A 16245-nucleotide genomic window follows, 5' to 3' on the forward strand; every position below is an offset into this window, starting at 1 on the left:
CCGGTGGAAAGCAGGACGAAAAGGACCCCGACGGCTTCCCGGTCGTCGGGGTCCTCCCGTATGCCCGATTTGTTGCGGAGGTTGCCTGTCTGCCGTGTGGGCTCCTTCACAAAAGCGGCCGTGTGTTTGGAGATTGAAAGAAGTGCCGCTTAGCGTCGACCCGGCTGCCCGTCAGAGTGCGCCGCAACCGCGGCACCGGGCAGTCATCGCCGAGTCCCCGTCAGGCGCGAGCCTGGGGAGCCGGGGACCCACTTGAGTCCCTGGGGTGAATCGGACGCCATCGCCCGCACGGGCGGGTGGGGTCCGTAGGAGACCTTCCTGCTCCGAACCCGTCAGCTAACCCGGTAGGCGAGAAGGAAGGAAAGGAAACAGCCACTCCATGGCGTTCACCCGTGCCGCCGGGAAGCACCGGCGTCCCTCCGTGCTGTCGCGCAAGAGCGCCAACATCGCCGGAGTCGCCGCACTCACCACGACCGGTGTCATCGGAACCCTGGCCCCGCAGGCCTTCGCCGCCGAGCAGGACCTGGCCGCGGAGGACACCGGCACCATCCGCGCCGTCGCCCTGGACCACTCCGCCGAGGTCGTGGCCGAGCGGATCGAGGAGCAGGCCCAGGCGCAGCAGAAGGTGCTGGACGAGGCCGAGGCCGCCCGCAAGGCGGAGGCCGAGCGCAAGGCCGAGGTCAAGCGCAAGGCCGAGGCGAGGGCCAAGAAGGAGCGCGAGGACCGCGAGCGCGCCGCCCGCGAGGCCGAGCGCAAGCGCCTCAACACCTTCCGGCTGCCGGTGGCCGGTTCGTACGTCTCCACCAGCTACAAGTCCGGCGGCGCCCTGTGGTCCTCCGGCAGCCACTCCGGCGTCGACTTCCACGCCGCCTCCGGCACCTCCGTGGTCGCCGTCGGCGCCGGCACGGTCGTCGAGGCCGGCTGGGGCGGCGCGTACGGCAACAACATCGTGATCAGGATGAACGACGGCTCGTACACCCAGTACGGCCACCTCTCCTCGATCGGCGTCTCGGTCGGCCAGAGCGTCGGCTCCGGCGACCAGATAGGCCTGGCCGGCTCGACCGGCAACTCCACCGGCCCGCACCTGCACTTCGAGGCCCGCACCTCGCCCGAGTACGGCTCGGACATCGACCCCGTCGCGTACCTGCGCGCGCACGGCGTCAGCGTCTGACCGCGAACTCCACAAGGAAGGGCCCCGGCTCCCCGTGAGCCGGGGCCCTTTCGCGTTCCGCCGGACGCCGCGGCCCGCTCCGGTCCCGCCGGACGCCGCGGCCCGCTCCCGGCATTCCCGGGAACGGCACGAGCCGCGGCCCCCGGAATCCGGGATGCCGCGGCTCGTGCGCGGGAATTTCGCCCGTACGGGCGCGGCCTCACGTGGCCGCGGGGGTCTCAGACGGTCTCGGGGAGCTCGTCCAGGCCCTCGGCGACCAGCTTCGCGAGACGGTCCAGGGCGGCGTCCGCGCCCTCGGCCTCGGACGCCAGCACGATCTCCTCGCCGCCCTGCGCGCCCAGGCCCAGCAGCGCCAGCATCGACGCGGCGTTGACCGGGGTGCCGCCCGCCTTGGCGATGGTGACGGGGACGCCGGTGGCCGTGACGGCGCGGACGAAGATGGAGGCGGGGCGGGCGTGCAGGCCCTCGGCCCAGCCGACGGTGACGCGGCGCTCAACCATGGTGTTGCCCTTCATGTGCTTATTGGTTGTCTAGACCAGTCTCTCATGTGGTGCGGGCTGCTCTGCCCGGCGAAAGTCCCGGGGAGGACCGGCCGAACAGGACCAGACTGTCCCGCCCTCCGGACCCCCGCGAGTCGTAGGCTGCACACCATGGCCAAGGCTGCGGACGATGCGGATCAGGTGGGCGGGGCGCCGGAGCGGGCGCGTCCCGACCAGTCGGAGCACGCGTACCCCGACCACTGGGAGGCCGACGTCGTACTGCGCGACGGCGGAACGGCGCGCATCCGGCCCATCACCACCCAGGACGCCGACCGGCTGGTCAGCTTCTACGAACAGGTCTCGGACGAGTCGAAGTACTACCGCTTCTTCGCGCCCTACCCCCGGCTGTCCGCCAAGGACGTCCACCGTTTCACCCACCACGACTACGTCGACCGGGTGGGCCTGGCCGTCACCGTGGGCGGCGAGTTCATCGCCACCGTCCGCTACGACCGCATCGACGCCGACGGCCTGCCCGCCTCGGGACCCGACGCCGACCAGGCCGAGGTCGCCTTCCTGGTGCAGGACGCCCACCAGGGCCGGGGGGTCGCCTCCGCCGTCCTCGAACACATCGGGGCCGTGGCCCGTGAGCGCGGCATCCGGCGCTTCGTCGCCGAGGTGCTGCCCGCCAACACCAAGATGATCAAGGTCTTCACGGACGCCGGCTACCAGCAGAAGCGCTCCTTCGAGGACGGCGTCGTCCACCTCGAATTCGACCTGGAGCCCACCGACCGCTCCCTGGCCGTGCAGCGCGCCCGCGAGCACCGCGCCGAGGCCCGGTCCGTGCAGCGGCTCCTCGCGCCCGGCTCCGTCGTGGTCGTCGGCGCGGGCCGCTCCCCGCGCTCTGTGGGCCGCACGGTGCTGCGCAACCTCGTCGGGGCGGGCTTCACGGGCCGTGCGTACGCGGTCAACGCCGCCCTGCCGGAGGAGACCACGGAGCTCGAAGGCGTCCCCGCGTACCGTTCCGTCGCCGGGATCGGCGCCCCGGTGGACCTCGCGGTCCTCGTCGTACCGGCGGAGAAGGTTCCGCAAGCGGTCGCCGACTGCGGCGAGAGCGGGGTGCAGGGGCTGGTCGTCCTGGCCGCCGGATACGCCGAGAGCGGGGCCGAGGGGCGGGAGCGGCAGCGGGAACTGGTGCGGCAGGCCCGTTCGTACGGAATGCGCATCATCGGCCCCAACGCCTTCGGCATCATCAACACCTCCGACGCCGTACGTCTGAACGCCTCCCTCGCGCCCCGCTCGCCCGACCGGGGACGGATCGGCCTGTTCGCCCAGTCCGGGGCGATCGGCATCGCGCTGCTGTCCGGGCTGCACCGGCGCGGGGCGGGCGTCTCCGCCTTCATCTCGGCGGGCAACCGCGCCGACGTCTCCGGCAACGACTTCCTCCAGTACTGCCACGAGGACCCCGACACCGACGCCGTCCTGCTCTACCTCGAATCCATCGGGAACCCGCGCAAGTTCACCCGTCTGGCCCGCCGTACGGCAGCCACCAAGCCGGTCGTCGTGGTCAAGGGGGCGCGCCACAGCGGGAGTACGCCGCCCGGGCACGCGGTACCGGTGGCGCGCATTCCGGACGCCACGGTCTCGGCGCTCTTCCGCCAGGCGGGCGTCGTACGGGTCGACACCGTCACCGAACTCGTCGACGCGGGTCTGATGCTGACCGGCCAGCCCCTGCCGCGCGGCCCGCGCACCGCCATCCTCGGCAACTCCGAGTCCCTCGGGCTCCTGACGTACGACGCCTGCCTCGCGGAAGGGCTGCGTCCGCTCGCTCCGCACGACCTGACCACCGGCGCCACCCCGGCCGACTTCCGCGAGGCCCTGGCCGCCGCCCTCGCGGACCCGGGCTGCGACGCGGTCGTCGTCACGGCCATCCCCTGGGTGGGGGAGGGCGGGACCACGGAGTCCGGCGACGGCGAGGTCCTGGCCGCGGCCCTGCACGAGGCGGCGGCCACGGCACCGGCCAAACCGGTCGCGGTGGTCCACGTGGAAGTGGGCGAACTCGCCGAGGCCCTCGCGGCGGCGACGAGCACGGCCCCGGGCAGGAGCGGAGCGGGCGCACGCCCCGGGCCGCCTCCCGCCCCGGGGGAGCCGGCCCCCGCACCGGTCCGGCCGACGGGCGCACCGGCCGCGGACACCGGTGCGGGCCCGAACCCGGGCCACCCGGCCCCCGGCTCGCCCTCCTCCCCGGCCCTTGGCGCACCCTCCTCCCCGGCCGGGACCTCGCCCACCACCACCGCCGGGACCCCGGCACCCGGAACCCCGGCACCCGGCGCCCCGGCCCCGGTCCCCGCGGCCGCCCCCGTTCCGCCGCCCGGCTGGGCCCCCGTGCCCCGGTGCATTCCCGCCTATCCCGCCGCGGAGCGCGCCGTGCGGGCCCTCGCCGAGGCCGTGCGGTACGCCCAGTGGCGGCGTGACGCGGCCGAGCCCGGCAAGGTGCCCGAGTACGACGACATCGACGAGGCCGGAGTCGGCGCCCGGATCGACGCCCTGCTCGCCGCCGACGGCGACCCGCGCGGCCTGCCCCTCCGGCCCGACGCCGCCCGGGAGTTGCTCGGGCGCTACGGCATCCGGGTGCGCGAGGCCCTGCCCGCGCCCGACCCCGGTGCGGCCGTGGCGGCGGCGGAGCGGCTCGGCTACCCCGTCGCCCTCAAGACCACCGCCCCGCACCTGCGCCACCGCCCCGACCTCGGCGGCGTACGGCTCGACCTGGCGGACGAGGACGACCTGCGACGGGCGTACGCGGAGCTGACCGACGCCCTCGGCAAGCCCGCCGAGCTGCTGCCGGTCGTGCAGGCCATGGCCCCGCGCGGCGTGGACACCGTGGTGCGGGCCGCCATCGACCCGGCGGTCGGCGCGGTGCTCTCCTTCGGCCTCGCCGGAGCCGCGTCCGAGCTGCTCGGCGACACCGCCCACCGGCTGGTCCCCGTCACCGACCGCGATGCCGCCGAGCTGATCCGGTCCATCAGGACCGCACCGCTCCTCTTCGGCTGGCGGGGCTCCGCGCCCGTGGACACCGCCGCCCTGGAGGAACTGCTGCTGCGTCTGTCGCGGCTGGTCGACGACCACCCCGAAGTGGTCGGCGTCAGTCTCGAACCCGTGGTCGTGGCCCCGGACGGACTCTCCGTGCTGGGCGCGACCGTGCGACTGGCTCCTCCGGCGGTACGGGACGACCTCGGCCCGCGCCGCCTCCCGAGCTACTGAGCCCCACCGGACCCCCGGCCCCGCCCCGGCGCAAGGGACATCCGCCCTCCCGGGCCCCGTAGGATGGAAGGCATGGCGAAGACCGGTACGACGACCCAGGGGCTGCGGGCAGCGATCGAGCGCAGCGGCTACTACCCGGCTCTGGTGGCCGAGGCGGTGGAGGCCGCCGTCGGCGCGGAGCCCATCTCGTCGTACCTCGTGCACCAGGAGACCACGTTCGACTCGAACGAGGTCCGCCGTCACGTGACCGTCCTGGTCCTCACCGGCACCCGCTTCATCGTCAGCCACACCGACGAGCAGAACGCCGACACCAGCTCCCCGACGCCGTACGCCACCACCTCCACCGAGTCCGTGAAGATCGGCCGGATCTCCTCGGTGGTGGTCAGCCGCGTCGTGGCCAACCCGGAGAAGTACGTTCCGGGGACGCTGCCCCGCGAGGTTGTCCTCACCATCGGCTGGGGCGCGGTCTCCCGCATCGACCTGGAGCCCGCCGGCTGCGCCGACCCGGGCTGCGACGCCGACCACGGCTACACCGGCAGCTCCACCGCCGACGACCTGAGTCTGCGCGTCAGCGAGGCCGGGGACGGCCCGGACACGGTCAGGCAGACCCTCGTCTTCGCGCAGGCCCTGTCCGAGGCGACGGCCGCGACCGGCTCCTCCGCCCGCTGATGGCGCTGCCCGCCGCCTGGCAGGACCCCGTCCCCCTCGCGCTCGACACCGCACCGGTCCCGCAGTACGGCTCCGGCTCCCTCGCGGACCTGCTGCCGACGCTGGCGGCCGGCATGGACGTACCCGGAACGACCGCGTCCCTCGACGGGCTGACCCCCGCCGACCGCAACTGCGTCTTCCTGATCGACGGTCTCGGCTGGGAGCAGATCAAGGCCCACCCGGACGAGGCGCCCTACCTGCACTCCCTCCTCCCGACCTCGCGCGGCGGCACCGGCCGCCCGATCACGGCCGGTTTCCCCGCCACCACCGCGACCTCGCTCGCCTCCGTCGGCACGGGCCTGACCCCCGGCGTGCACGGCCTGGCGGGCTACACGGTCCGCGACCCGGCCACGAACGCCCTGATGAACCAGCTCCGCTGGCGGCCCTGGACCGACCCGCACGTCTGGCAGCCGCACCCCACGGTCTTCCAGCTCGCGGACGCGGCGGGCGTGCACACCGCGCAGGTCTCCTCCCCGGACTTCCAGCACACCCCGCTGACCAAGATCGCGCTGAGCGGCGGCACCTTCCAGGGCCGGCTGACCGGCGAGGACCGGATGGACCTCGCCGCGCGCCACCTGGCGGCGGGGGACCGGTCGCTGGTCTACACGTACTACAGCGAGGTCGACGGCGCGGGCCACCGCTTCGGCGTCGACTCCGACGCCTGGCGCGGCCAGTTGATGCACGTCGACCGCCTCGCCCAGCGCCTGGCCGAGCAGCTCCCGCCGCGCAGCGCCCTGTACGTCACCGCCGACCACGGCATGATCGACGTCCCCTTCGACGAGCAGTCGCGGATCGACTTCGACGAGGACTGGGAACTGGGCGCGGGCGTCGCCCTGCTCGGCGGCGAGGGCCGCGCCCGCCACGTGTACGCGGTCCCCGGCGCCGCCTCGGACGTCCTGGCGGTCTGGCGCGAGGTGCTCGGCGAGCAGTTCTGGGTGGCGAGCCGCGACGAGGCGATCGACCTCGGCTGGTTCGGACCGTACGTCGACGAGCGCGTCCACGGCCGGATCGGCGACGTGGTCGCCGCGGCCCACGACGACGTGGTGATCACCGCCTCCCGTAAGGAGCCCGGTGAGTCCTCGATGGTCGGCATGCACGGCTCGATGACCTCGGCGGAACAGCACGTCCCGCTCCTCGAAGTGCGCCCGTAACTCTCCCCCCTTCCCCCCCCTCATGACGGCCCGAAAGGCTCAACTCCTCATGTCCGAGCTGGTGTTCTTCTCTGGAACCATGGATTGCGGGAAGAGCACCCTGGCACTCCAGATCGGCCACAACCGCTCCGCCCGGGGCCTCCAGGGCGTCATCTTCACGCGGGACGACCGGGCGGGCGAGGGCAAGCTGTCGTCGCGGCTGGGGCTGGTGACGGAGGCCGTGGAGGCCGGGCCCGGGAGGGATTTGTACGGGTATGTGGTGGACCAGGTGTCGCGCGGCGGCAAGGTCGACTACGTGATCGTGGACGAGGCGCAGTTCCTCGCGCCGGAGCAGGTCGACCAACTGGCGCGGATCGTGGACGACCTGGACCTGGACGTGTTCGCGTTCGGGATCATGACGGACTTCCGGACGCGGCTGTTCCCGGGTTCGCAGCGGTTGATCGAGCTGGCGGACCGGCTGGAGACCCTGCAGGTCGAGGCGATGTGCTGGTGCGGGGCGCGGGCCACGCACAACGCCCGCACGGTGGGCGGTGCGATGGTCGTCGAGGGCGAGCAGGTCGTGGTCGGCGACGTGAACCGGCCCGCCGAGGACGTCGGTTACGAGGTGCTGTGCCGCCGCCACCACCGCAGGCGCATGACGAGCGCGTCGGCGCAGGCGGGGGCGTTGTCGCCCGACGTGCTTCCGGTGAGCGTGGTCTGAGGTCGCGGACGGTCCCGGGCGGACTCGGGCCGAGGCGCGGGCTGATCCGCTCTCGCCGGCTTTCTCGGCGCACCGGAGCGCGTCGCTGAGGCCGACGGCGGAGTGAGGGCGGGCCGCCCCCGTTGCGCAGGAGCACCGGGCGCGCGACCGGGGCCACGACGCGCAGCCCCCCCGCCATCACCACCACCGTCAGCGGTGCGACCGTACGACCGTGAAAACGGCTCCCTCCGGGTCCGCGACCACGGCCGTCCGGCCGGTGGTGCTCTCCCTGGGCGGCTGGAGGACGTGCCCGCCGAGGTCGCGCACCAGCGCGGCGGCCTCGTCGGTGTCCTCGACCTCGAAGTACGTCATCCAGTGCGCCCCCCGCTCACGCGGCAGCGCATGGCCCACCCCGTGCAGCGAGGCCACCGGCTTCCCGTCGAGCAGCAGCGTCGTGAAGTCGAAGTCGGCCGAGACGACCGCCTCCGCGCCGTACCCGAACACCGCCTGGTAGAACTTCACGATGCCGGCCGTCTCCCGCGTCACCAGCTCGTTCCACACCGGGGTCCCCGGCACCCCGGCGAGCCCCGTGCCCAGGTGTTCCGCCGCCTGCCAGAGGCCGAACACCGCGCCCGCCGGGTCCGCGACGATCGCCAGCCGGCCCGCCTCGCCCGCCTGCAGCGGGCCGACCGCGACCGTGCCGCCGCTGCTGCTGACGGCCTGCGCGCTCGCCGTCGCGTCCTCGGTCGCCAGGTACGGCGTCCACGCGGTCGTCAGGTGCCGGTCCGGTGGCAGCCGGCCGAGGCCCGCGATGTCGCGTCCGTCCAGCAGGGCCCGCACATAGGGGCCGAGCTCCTGGGGGCCCGGCCGGAACTCCCAGCCGAACAGGGCGCCGTAGAACTGCTGGGTGGTGGGCAGTTGGTGCACCATCAGACTCACCCAGCAGGGGGTGCCGGGCGTGTGCCGTGCGGCAGCCTCGGTCATTCACGTCTCCTCGGACCATTCGTGGTGGCCGTTACAGGATCGGGGCGGGCACGCCGTCGCGCGGTGCGGACCGTGGCCCCGTGCAGATGCTTGCACCACCCGGCGCGGAGCGCGCCCCGGCCGCGCCGCGCGGCTCGTTTCCGCCTCGTTACGACGGGGCTCCGCGACGGAAGTGACGGCCGGGTGCGGCACTGCGCGAGGATGGCCCCATGAACGCCATCATCTCCGCAGCCGCCCTTGCGAGCGAGTCGGCGGGACCCCGCCCGCCCGTCCTCCTCGACGTCCGCTGGCAGCTCGGCGGCCCGAACCTGCGCTCCGAGTACGCCGCCGGGCACCTGCCCGGCGCGGTCTACGTCGACCTCGACGCCGAACTCGCCGGGCCGCCCGGCTCCGGCGGCCGCCATCCGCTGCCGGACCCGGAGGCATTCGGCGCGGTCATGCGCCGCGCGGGCGTCTCGGCGGACACCCCGGTCGTCGTGTACGACGGCGGGCTCGGCTGGGCCGCGGCCCGCGCCTGGTGGCTGCTGCGCTGGGCGGGCCACCGTGACGTACGGGTCCTGGACGGCGGTTTGGCCGCCTGGGAGGGGGAGCTGACGACCGAGGTCCCGGACCCCGCCGAGGGCGATTTCCAGCCGAAGCCCGGCGGCATCGGCCTGCTGGACGCGGACGGCGCCGCCGCGCTGGCCCGCGAGGGGCTGCTCCTGGACGCCCGCGCCGCCGAACGCTACCGGGGCGACGTCGAGCCCATCGACCGCGTCGGCGGCCACATCCCGGGCGCGGTCTCCGCCCCGACCAGCGAGAACACCACCGCCGACGGCCGGTTCCGGCCCGCCGCCGAACTGGCGGAACGCTTCACCCGGCTCGGCGCGCGCACCGCGCCCGCCGTCGGCGTCTACTGCGGGTCCGGGGTGTCGGGCGCGCACCAGGTACTGGCCCTGGAGCTGGCCGGCGTCGAGGCGGCGCTGTACGCGGGGTCCTGGTCCGAGTGGTCCTCGGACGAGTCCCGCCCGGTCGCCACCGGTCCCGCCCCGCAGTAGGCCCACCGTCGAGGAGGGGCCCGTACACGAAACGTACGGGCCCCTCCTCGCCACGGCGTACCGGCGTCCAGCAACCGCGGCGCCTGCTCGTCGTGCCGCCCCGGACACCGCTGCTGCCCCTGCTACTCCTGCTTCTTGCGGCGCGTGCCGAAGACGATCTCGTCCCAGCTCGGCACCGCGGCCCGGCGGCCCGGACGCACGCCGTCCGCCTCCGCCTGCCGGTCCGTCGTCCCGACCAGCCGGTCGCGGTGACCCGCCACGGCCCTCGGCATCAGCACGTCCGCGTACGCCGCGCCCGCCCCGGCGGCCGCGGGCGGCTCCTCGGGCACGGACTCGGGCTCGTCCGCGTCGAGCACCGTCGGCGGCTCCGGCGGCGGCGGAACCTGACGCTCCGGCACCACCATGTCGCCGCGGAAGCTGGGCACCGCCTCCAGGAGGCTGGTCAGCGAGTCCCGCTCGGACCCGGAATCGTCCGCCTCCATCGCGGGCGGCGGCCCGGGCCGCTCCAGCTGCCGGTCCAGGGCGCGGTCCAGCGGCCGCTCCAGGGAACGGTCGAGGGCCCGGTCCAGCGGCCGGTCGCGCGGCAGCCGCGCGATCCGGGGCACGAACGGGAAGCTCGGCTCGGGGGCCGCGGGCAGGTCGTCGCTCTCGCCGATCAGCGAGCGCGCCTCGTCGTCCACCGCCGCGACCAGCCGGCGCGGCGGGTCGTACGTCCAGCTCGCGGAGTGCGGTTCGCCCGCGACCCGGTAGACGAGCAGGACCTCCCAGGTGCCGTCGTCGCGGCGCCAGGAGTCCCAGAGCACGGTGTCCTTGTCGGCGCCGCGCAGCAGCAGCCGCTCCTGCACCGCCTCGCCGAGCTGGGGTCCGGCGTTCTCACCGGGCCTGCGGACGGGGGTCTTGCGGGCGCGCTCGGCCATGAAGGCGCGCTCGGCGAGCACGGGCCCCTCGAAGCGGCGCACCCGGTCGACCGGGATGCCGGCCATCTGGGCGACCTCTTCGGCGGAGGCTCCTGCTCGTATCCGCGCCTGGATGTCGCGAGGGCGGAGGTGACTCTCCACCTCGATCTCGATCTGGCCGAGTCGGGCGCGGTCGTTGCGGACGGCGGCACGCAGTCGCTCGTCGATCGGAAGCGTGTACTCCGTGCTGTCCGCAGCCTTCAAAACCAGCCGTGTGCCGTCGTTGCTGACGGCCACGACACGCAGTTCGGGCATGGGGACCTCCCGGGTGGTGCCTGCCGACGTCACGTGCGTCGCTGCTTCCGCTAGTCGAGTGTGGCCTGCCCGGGTGCAGCCTGCCACTACCTTGCCGTGTTGCCCGGCGTGTCGGGCATTGCGCCCGCGCTCGCCGTTATGGCACGGTGACCTGTTGTCGACGCAAAGTGACCACTGGTCACCCTGTGTAGCAGGTATCCGTTCGATGCCGTGGCGCCGCCGGTTACGAGTGCCGTTCGGCCCCCTCCCGAAGGGTCCGGACACCCAGGGGGAGACCGGATCCAGGGCTCGCAACACTACTCCATTTGGGCCACATGGGTGGACCGGCGCGCCGTCGAAGTTCTCCCCGGCCACGGGAGTTGTCACACCTCCGCGCGGGTCGTTCCCCGTCAACTCTTGTGAGCGCGCTCCTGCCCCGTGAAGGGCGAACTGACGCCCCTTGGTGTCCTGATTCACAGAAAGTCCAGAAGCGGAACTTTTGACTTCGCCCAAATGTCTCTTCCTGTAGCAAGGTGCAACGGAAGGACAAACAGAGGTTGGGGATGGACAAGAAGCTGGAAACCAGTGCAGAACCGGCGAAACGCCGCATCGATCTGAGCGTGGCGCAGGTGGCGGGCAGCGCCGTGGCGGCGGTGATCGCGGCCGTACTGGCGTCCCAGCTCGGCGTCTACGGAACGGTCATCGGCGCGGGCGTGGTCAGTGTCGTCGCCACCAGTGGCGGAACGATTTTCCAGCATGTCTTCAAACGCACCGGGGAGCAGCTCCGCGAGGTCACCGTCCACGCGAAGCCGAAGAGCCGGCAGCCGCACGTGGACGACCGGACCCGGGTGCTGCGCCAGGTGGAGGTGCCGACGGGCCTGGGGGAGGGGCAGCTCCCCGGGGACGGCGAGTTCACCGAGGCGTCCGTGCACGGCACCCGGGTACGGGGCTGGAAGCGGTCGGCGATCGGGGCCGCGGTGGTGTTCGCGGTCGCGATGGGCGGGATCACGGTCTACGAACTGGTCGCCTCGCCCCTCAGCGGCAACGACAGGCCCGCGCTCGAGAGCGTGTTCACGGGCAAGCAGCAGAAGCGGACCCCGCCCGCCGAACAGCCTCCGGCCTCCCAGGGCCCGGACCCCGGCACCACCGGCGGCACCGGCCGGACTGCCGCTCCCGACCAGGACTCCGGCGACAAGCAGACGCCCGACCCCGGCACCGGCGGCAAGCAGAGCCCGGACCCGGGCGTCACCCCGACGCCCGGCCCCAGCACCGGCGACGGCGGCACCACGGGCGACGGCACCGCCACCGGCGGCCAGACCGCGCCGCCCACCCAGGACCCCGGCGGCGAGGCCGACAAGGGCGAGCAGGACAAGGTCCCGGGTACCGCCGAGGGCGCCGAGGGCCGGCAGCAGCCCCCGCCGCCGCCCGCGGGGGGCGAGGCGGGCACGGAGGCTCCCTGAGGGACGCCGCATCCCGGGGCGGGGGCCGGTCGCGGGCCCTTGGCGGTCCTGCGCGTGCCTTTCCCGGGGCTTGTGCGGGCCTTCCGCGCCCCCTGCGCGGACTTCCCGCAGGCCCTCGCCGGGGCTTCCCCGGCCCGGGGCCGGTCCCGGGCCGGGTTCCGGGCCCGCCCCGGGGCCCGGCTCAGTCGCCCAGCACGCGCCGCAGGTAGTCGTTGCCGAAGAGGCGGTCCGGGTCGAGGCGGTCGCGCAGTGCGGTGAACTCGCCGAAGCGCGGGTAGGCCGCCGCCAGGTACTCGGCGTCGCGGGTGTGCATCTTGCCCCAGTGCGGGCGGCCGCCGTGCGCGGTCATGATGCGCTCGACGGCGGTGAAGTACCCCTGGTACGGAGTGCCCCGGTACATGTGCACGGCGATGTACGAGGTGTCCCGGCCGGAGGCGGTGGAGAGCGCGATGTCGTCGGCCGGGGCCGTGCGCACCTCCACCGGGAAGCTGATCCGCAGCGGCGAGCGCTCGACCATCGCGCGCACCTCGCGCAGCACCTCCACGGTGGCCTCACGCGGAACGGCGTACTCCATCTCCACGAAACGCACCCGGCGCGGGCTCGTGTAGACCTTGTACGGAATGTCGGTGTAGGTCCGCGCGGACAGGGCGCGGCTGGAGACCTTGGCGATGACCGGGATGGTGCGCGGCACGGCCCTGCCGAGCGAGCAGACCACCTGGAAGAGGCCGTTGGACATGAACTCGTCCTCGATCCAGCCCGCGATCCGGCCGGGCGGGGCGATGGGCCCCAGGGTGCGGTTGTTGCGCTTGGTATTGCAGTTGCTGGTGTGCGGGAACCAGTAGAACTCGAAGTGCTCGTTCTCGGCCACCAGGGCGTCGAAGTCCGCGGTGACCCGGTCGAAGCCCATCGGCTCCTCGCGCGCCGTCAGGTGGAAGACCGGCTCCACGGCGAAGGTGACGGCGGTGATGACGCCGAGCGCGCCCAGGCCGATCCGGGCGGCGGAGAAGACCTCCCGGTTCTCCTGCTCGGAGCAGGTGAGGACCCGCCCGTCGGCGGTGATCAGCTCGAGTGCCCTGATCTGGGCGGCCAGCGAGGCGGAATCGCGGCCGGTGCCGTGGGTTCCGGTGCTGGTGGCGCCCGCGACCGTCTGCTCCATGATGTCGCCCATGTTCGTGAGCGACAGGCCCTCGCGGGCCAGTGCCACGTTGAGGCGCTTGAGCGGGGTGCCCGCCTCCACGGTGACCGTGCCCGCCTCGCGGTCGATGCCGCGGATGCCGGTCAGCAGGTCGGGACGGACGTGCACCCCGTCGGTGGCCCCTATGGCGGTGAACGAGTGGCCGGTGCCGACCGGCTTGACCCGCAGGCCCTCGGCGGCCGCGGTGCGCACCGCGTCGGCCAGTTCCTCGACCGACGAGGGCGTCACCGCCCGCGCGGGGCGGGCGGTGACGGTGCCCGACCAGTTACGCCAGGCGGTGCTCGTCTTCGTGGTGTCGCTCATCGGCGCCGTGCCCTCCCCGATTCGGTGCCGGCCTGCCCAGCCGGCGGTACCCCAGGAACGCCACCGCGGCCGCGAGAGCCCCCGACGCGACGGACACCGCGTACGCCGCGTCCGCGCCCATCCCGTCGACGGCCCACCCTGCGGCGGACGAGCCGAGCGAGACGCCGACGGCGAGCCCGGTACTGGTCCAGGTCATGCCCTCGGTCAGCTTGGTGCGGGGTACGTGCTGTTCGACCAGGGCCATCGTGGTCACCATCGTCGGTGCGACGGCCAGGCCCGCGACAAAGAGCGCCACGGCCAGAAACGGAAGGTTCCCGGCCAGTTGGAGGGGGATCATACTCACGGCCATCGCACACACGCCCAGCAGCCACCTCCTGGTGGGGGAGCCCTTGAGGTGCAGCAGCCCGAACACTGCTCCCGCCAGGCACGATCCCAGCGCGTACGCCGCCAGCACCAGGCTGGCCGCGGCCTTGTGCCCCTGCTCCTCGGCGAAGGCCACGGTGACCACGTCGATCGAGCCGAAGACCGCACCGGTGGCGACGAACGTGGCCACCAGCACCTGAAGCCCCCGGGACCTGAGCGCCGAGCCGCCCCTCCCGCCCGGCTCGCGCGGATGCGGCACCGGCTCGGTGGCGCGCTGCGCGGTCAGCCAGAAGACGCCCACCAGCAGGAACACGCCCGCGATCAGCGGACCCGCCTCCGGGAACCAGGCGGTGGACAGACCGATCGAGGCGATCGGCCCGAAGATGAAGCAGATCTCGTCCGCGATGGACTCCCAGGAGTACGCGGTGTGCAGCTCGCGCGGGGAGTCGCGGTAGATCGCCGCCCAGCGGGCCCGGACCATCGATCCGACGCTGGGCACCGTGCCCGCGCCCGCCGCGAACACGAACAGCGTCCAGTCGGGGGTGCCCTGCTGGGCGCAGACCAGCAGACCCGCCACGGCGACGACGGCCACCAGGGCCGCCGGGCGCAGCACCCGGCTCTGGCCGTGCCGGTCGACCAGCCGGGAGATCTGCGGACCGAAGACGGCCGCCGACATCGCGAGGGTGGCGGAGAGGGCGCCCGCCAGGCCGTAACGGCCGGTGAGCTGGGAGATCATGGTGACGATGCCGATGCCCATCATGGACAGCGGCATCCGGCCGAGGAGCCCCGCCACCGAGAAGCTCCTGGTGCCGGGGGCGGCGAAGATGGCGCGATAGGGACTGGACAACTTGAGGTTCCGCCGATCAGGCGCGCGCTGGGGGCAGGCGCCGCTCACACATGTAGATGTCTCGTACAGGTTTTCGTACAGGTTACGTACCGAAGGCCCGCACCGGCACTGTGATCTGTGTCGGGTGCGGCGCTGTCGGAGGCGGGTGGCAGGATCGACGTATGCCTGATCAGCCCGATGCGGTCCCCACCGGCACGCTCCTCGCAGCGTCCGACGCGACCCCCTACGACGCCCTGCTGCTGCTCTCCTTCGGCGGTCCCGAGGGCCCCGACGACGTGGTCCCGTTCCTGCAGAACGTGACGCGTGGCCGCGGCATCCCCGAGGAGCGCCTCAAGGAGGTGGGGCAGCACTACTTCCTCTTCGACGGCATCAGCCCGATCAACGAGCAGAACCGTCACCTCCTGGACGCCCTGCGCGAGGACTTCGCCGAGCACGGCCCGGCGGACCTCCCGGTCTACTGGGGCAACCGCAACTGGGCCCCGTACCTGACGGACGCCCTGCGCGAGATCACCCGCGCCGGACACCGCCGCGTCGCGGTCCTGGCGACCAGCGCGTACGCCTCGTACTCGGGCTGCCGCCAGTACCGCGAGAACCTCGCGGAGTCGATCGAGGCGCTGCGGGCGGAGGGCCTGGAGCCGCCCCGGGTCGACAAGCTCCGGCACTACTTCAACCACCTCGGTTTCGTACGGCCGATGGTCGACGGCGTGCTGAAGTCCCTGGCCGAGCTGCCGCAGGAGCTGCGCCGGGGCGCCCACCTGGCCTTCACCACGCACTCCATCCCGACCGCGGCGGCCGACACCTCCGGCCCGCCGGAGGCGCACGGGGAGGGCGGCGCGTACGTCGCCCAGCACCTGGACGTGGCGCGGCTGATCGCGGACGCGGTGCGGGAGGCGACCGGGGTGGACGACCGGCCCTGGGAGCTGGTCTACCAGTCGCGGTCCGGCGCCCCGCACATCCCGTGGCTGGAGCCGGACATCTGCGACCACCTGGAGGCGCTGCACGGGGCGGGGGCGCCCGCGGTGGTGATGGTGCCGATCGGGTTCGTCTCGGACCACATGGAGGTCCTGTACGACCTGGACACGGAGGCGACGGCGAAGGCGGCGGAGCTGGGGCTGCCGGTCGCCAGGTCGGCGACGGTCGGTGCGGACCCGCGGTTCGCGGCGGCGGTGCGGGAGCTCCTGCTGGAGCGGGCGGCCGCCGAGCGGGGGGCCGCCGTCCGGCCCTGCGCGCTCGGCGCGCTGGGGCCGAGCCACGACCTGTGCCCGGTCGGATGCTGCCCGGCACGGTCGCCGAAGCCCGCGGCTGCCGGGGCGGACAGCCCCTTCGCGTGACGGGGGGGGCGGGGCGGGGTGCCCCCCCCCCCCCCGCCCCCCCCCCCCGCCCCCCCCCCGCCGCCCCCCGGTCCGGGCGGGTTCGCGGC

Annotated in this window: 13 protein-coding genes and 1 riboswitch; of the genes, 8 read left to right on the top strand and 5 right to left on the bottom strand. The window is 73.8% G+C overall.

The annotated features are described in order from the left end of the window. Positions 1-197 precede the first annotated feature (197 nt). A riboswitch (cyclic di-AMP (ydaO/yuaA leader) is annotated at positions 198-365 on the top strand. Between the two features lie 14 nt (positions 366-379). After that, positions 380-1171: a M23 family metallopeptidase gene (locus ACIP93_RS13480; RefSeq protein ID WP_401758122.1), complete on the top strand. Its 792-nt coding sequence runs from the start codon at positions 380-382 to the stop codon at positions 1169-1171. A 218-nt stretch (positions 1172-1389) separates the two neighbouring features. Here the strand turns inward: ACIP93_RS13480 and ACIP93_RS13485 are convergent, their stop codons facing one another. Further along, entirely contained in the window at positions 1390-1671 is a 282-nt protein-coding gene (locus ACIP93_RS13485; RefSeq protein ID WP_345217436.1) for an HPr family phosphocarrier protein, read from the bottom strand. A 150-nt stretch (positions 1672-1821) separates the two neighbouring features. On the opposite strand from ACIP93_RS13485, the gene ACIP93_RS13490 reads away from it, so the two are divergent. The 4 genes from ACIP93_RS13490 to ACIP93_RS13505 all read left to right on the top strand — a co-directional run bounded on the left by ACIP93_RS13490 (position 1822) and on the right by ACIP93_RS13505 (position 7467). Further along, entirely contained in the window at positions 1822-4908 is a 3087-nt protein-coding gene (locus tag ACIP93_RS13490) for a GNAT family N-acetyltransferase (RefSeq protein WP_401758125.1), read from the top strand. A 72-nt stretch (positions 4909-4980) separates the two neighbouring features. Beyond that, a complete protein-coding gene (locus ACIP93_RS13495) occupies positions 4981-5577 on the top strand; it encodes a DUF5998 family protein (RefSeq protein ID WP_345217441.1) in 597 nt (198 codons plus the stop codon). Further along, positions 5577-6767 carry an alkaline phosphatase family protein gene (locus tag ACIP93_RS13500; protein ID WP_401758128.1) on the top strand — a complete coding sequence of 397 codons (1191 nt, stop codon included), beginning with the start codon at positions 5577-5579 and terminating at the stop codon, positions 6765-6767. The genes ACIP93_RS13495 and ACIP93_RS13500 overlap by 1 nt, the downstream gene beginning before the upstream one ends. Positions 6768-6816: 49 nt before the next feature. Then, a complete protein-coding gene (locus tag ACIP93_RS13505; protein WP_401758131.1) occupies positions 6817-7467 on the top strand; it encodes a thymidine kinase in 651 nt (216 codons plus the stop codon). 189 nt (positions 7468-7656) lie between these two features. Here the strand turns inward: ACIP93_RS13505 and ACIP93_RS13510 are convergent, their stop codons facing one another. Beyond that, positions 7657-8430 carry a VOC family protein gene (locus ACIP93_RS13510; protein ID WP_401758133.1) on the bottom strand — a complete coding sequence of 258 codons (774 nt, stop codon included), beginning with the start codon at positions 8428-8430 and terminating at the stop codon, positions 7657-7659. 209 nt (positions 8431-8639) lie between these two features. Here ACIP93_RS13510 and ACIP93_RS13515 point away from each other — a divergent pair, with 209 nt between their 5' ends. Next, on the top strand, positions 8640-9467 hold the full coding sequence (locus ACIP93_RS13515) for a sulfurtransferase (RefSeq protein WP_345217456.1): 828 nt from the start codon (positions 8640-8642) through the stop codon (positions 9465-9467). Between the two features lie 122 nt (positions 9468-9589). Here ACIP93_RS13515 and sepH read toward each other — a convergent pair whose 3' ends face one another. Beyond that, positions 9590-10678 carry a septation protein SepH gene (gene sepH, locus ACIP93_RS13520; RefSeq protein ID WP_345217458.1) on the bottom strand — a complete coding sequence of 363 codons (1089 nt, stop codon included), beginning with the start codon at positions 10676-10678 and terminating at the stop codon, positions 9590-9592. A 542-nt stretch (positions 10679-11220) separates the two neighbouring features. On the opposite strand from sepH, the gene ACIP93_RS13525 reads away from it, so the two are divergent. Further along, positions 11221-12117 (top strand): hypothetical protein, encoded by an 897-nt coding sequence (locus tag ACIP93_RS13525; protein WP_401758138.1) that lies wholly within the window; start codon positions 11221-11223, stop codon positions 12115-12117. A 181-nt stretch (positions 12118-12298) separates the two neighbouring features. Here the strand turns inward: ACIP93_RS13525 and ACIP93_RS13530 are convergent, their stop codons facing one another. Both ACIP93_RS13530 and ACIP93_RS13535 read right to left on the bottom strand, forming a co-directional pair. Beyond that, the gene (locus tag ACIP93_RS13530; protein WP_345217463.1) at positions 12299-13615 is read right to left on the bottom strand and encodes a D-arabinono-1,4-lactone oxidase; all 1317 of its coding nucleotides are present in this window, start codon (positions 13613-13615) and stop codon (positions 12299-12301) included. Next, positions 13578-14825: an MFS transporter gene (locus tag ACIP93_RS13535; protein WP_345217465.1), complete on the bottom strand. Its 1248-nt coding sequence runs from the start codon at positions 14823-14825 to the stop codon at positions 13578-13580. The genes ACIP93_RS13530 and ACIP93_RS13535 overlap by 38 nt, the downstream gene beginning before the upstream one ends. A gap of 161 nt (positions 14826-14986) precedes the next feature. On the opposite strand from ACIP93_RS13535, the gene ACIP93_RS13540 reads away from it, so the two are divergent. After that, positions 14987-16156: a ferrochelatase gene (locus ACIP93_RS13540; protein ID WP_401758142.1), complete on the top strand. Its 1170-nt coding sequence runs from the start codon at positions 14987-14989 to the stop codon at positions 16154-16156. Positions 16157-16245: the final 89 nt, after the last annotated feature.

The sequence above is a fragment of the Streptomyces sp. NPDC088745 genome (assembly GCF_044751045.1).
Lineage (GTDB): Bacteria > Actinomycetota > Actinomycetes > Streptomycetales > Streptomycetaceae > Streptomyces > Streptomyces cremeus.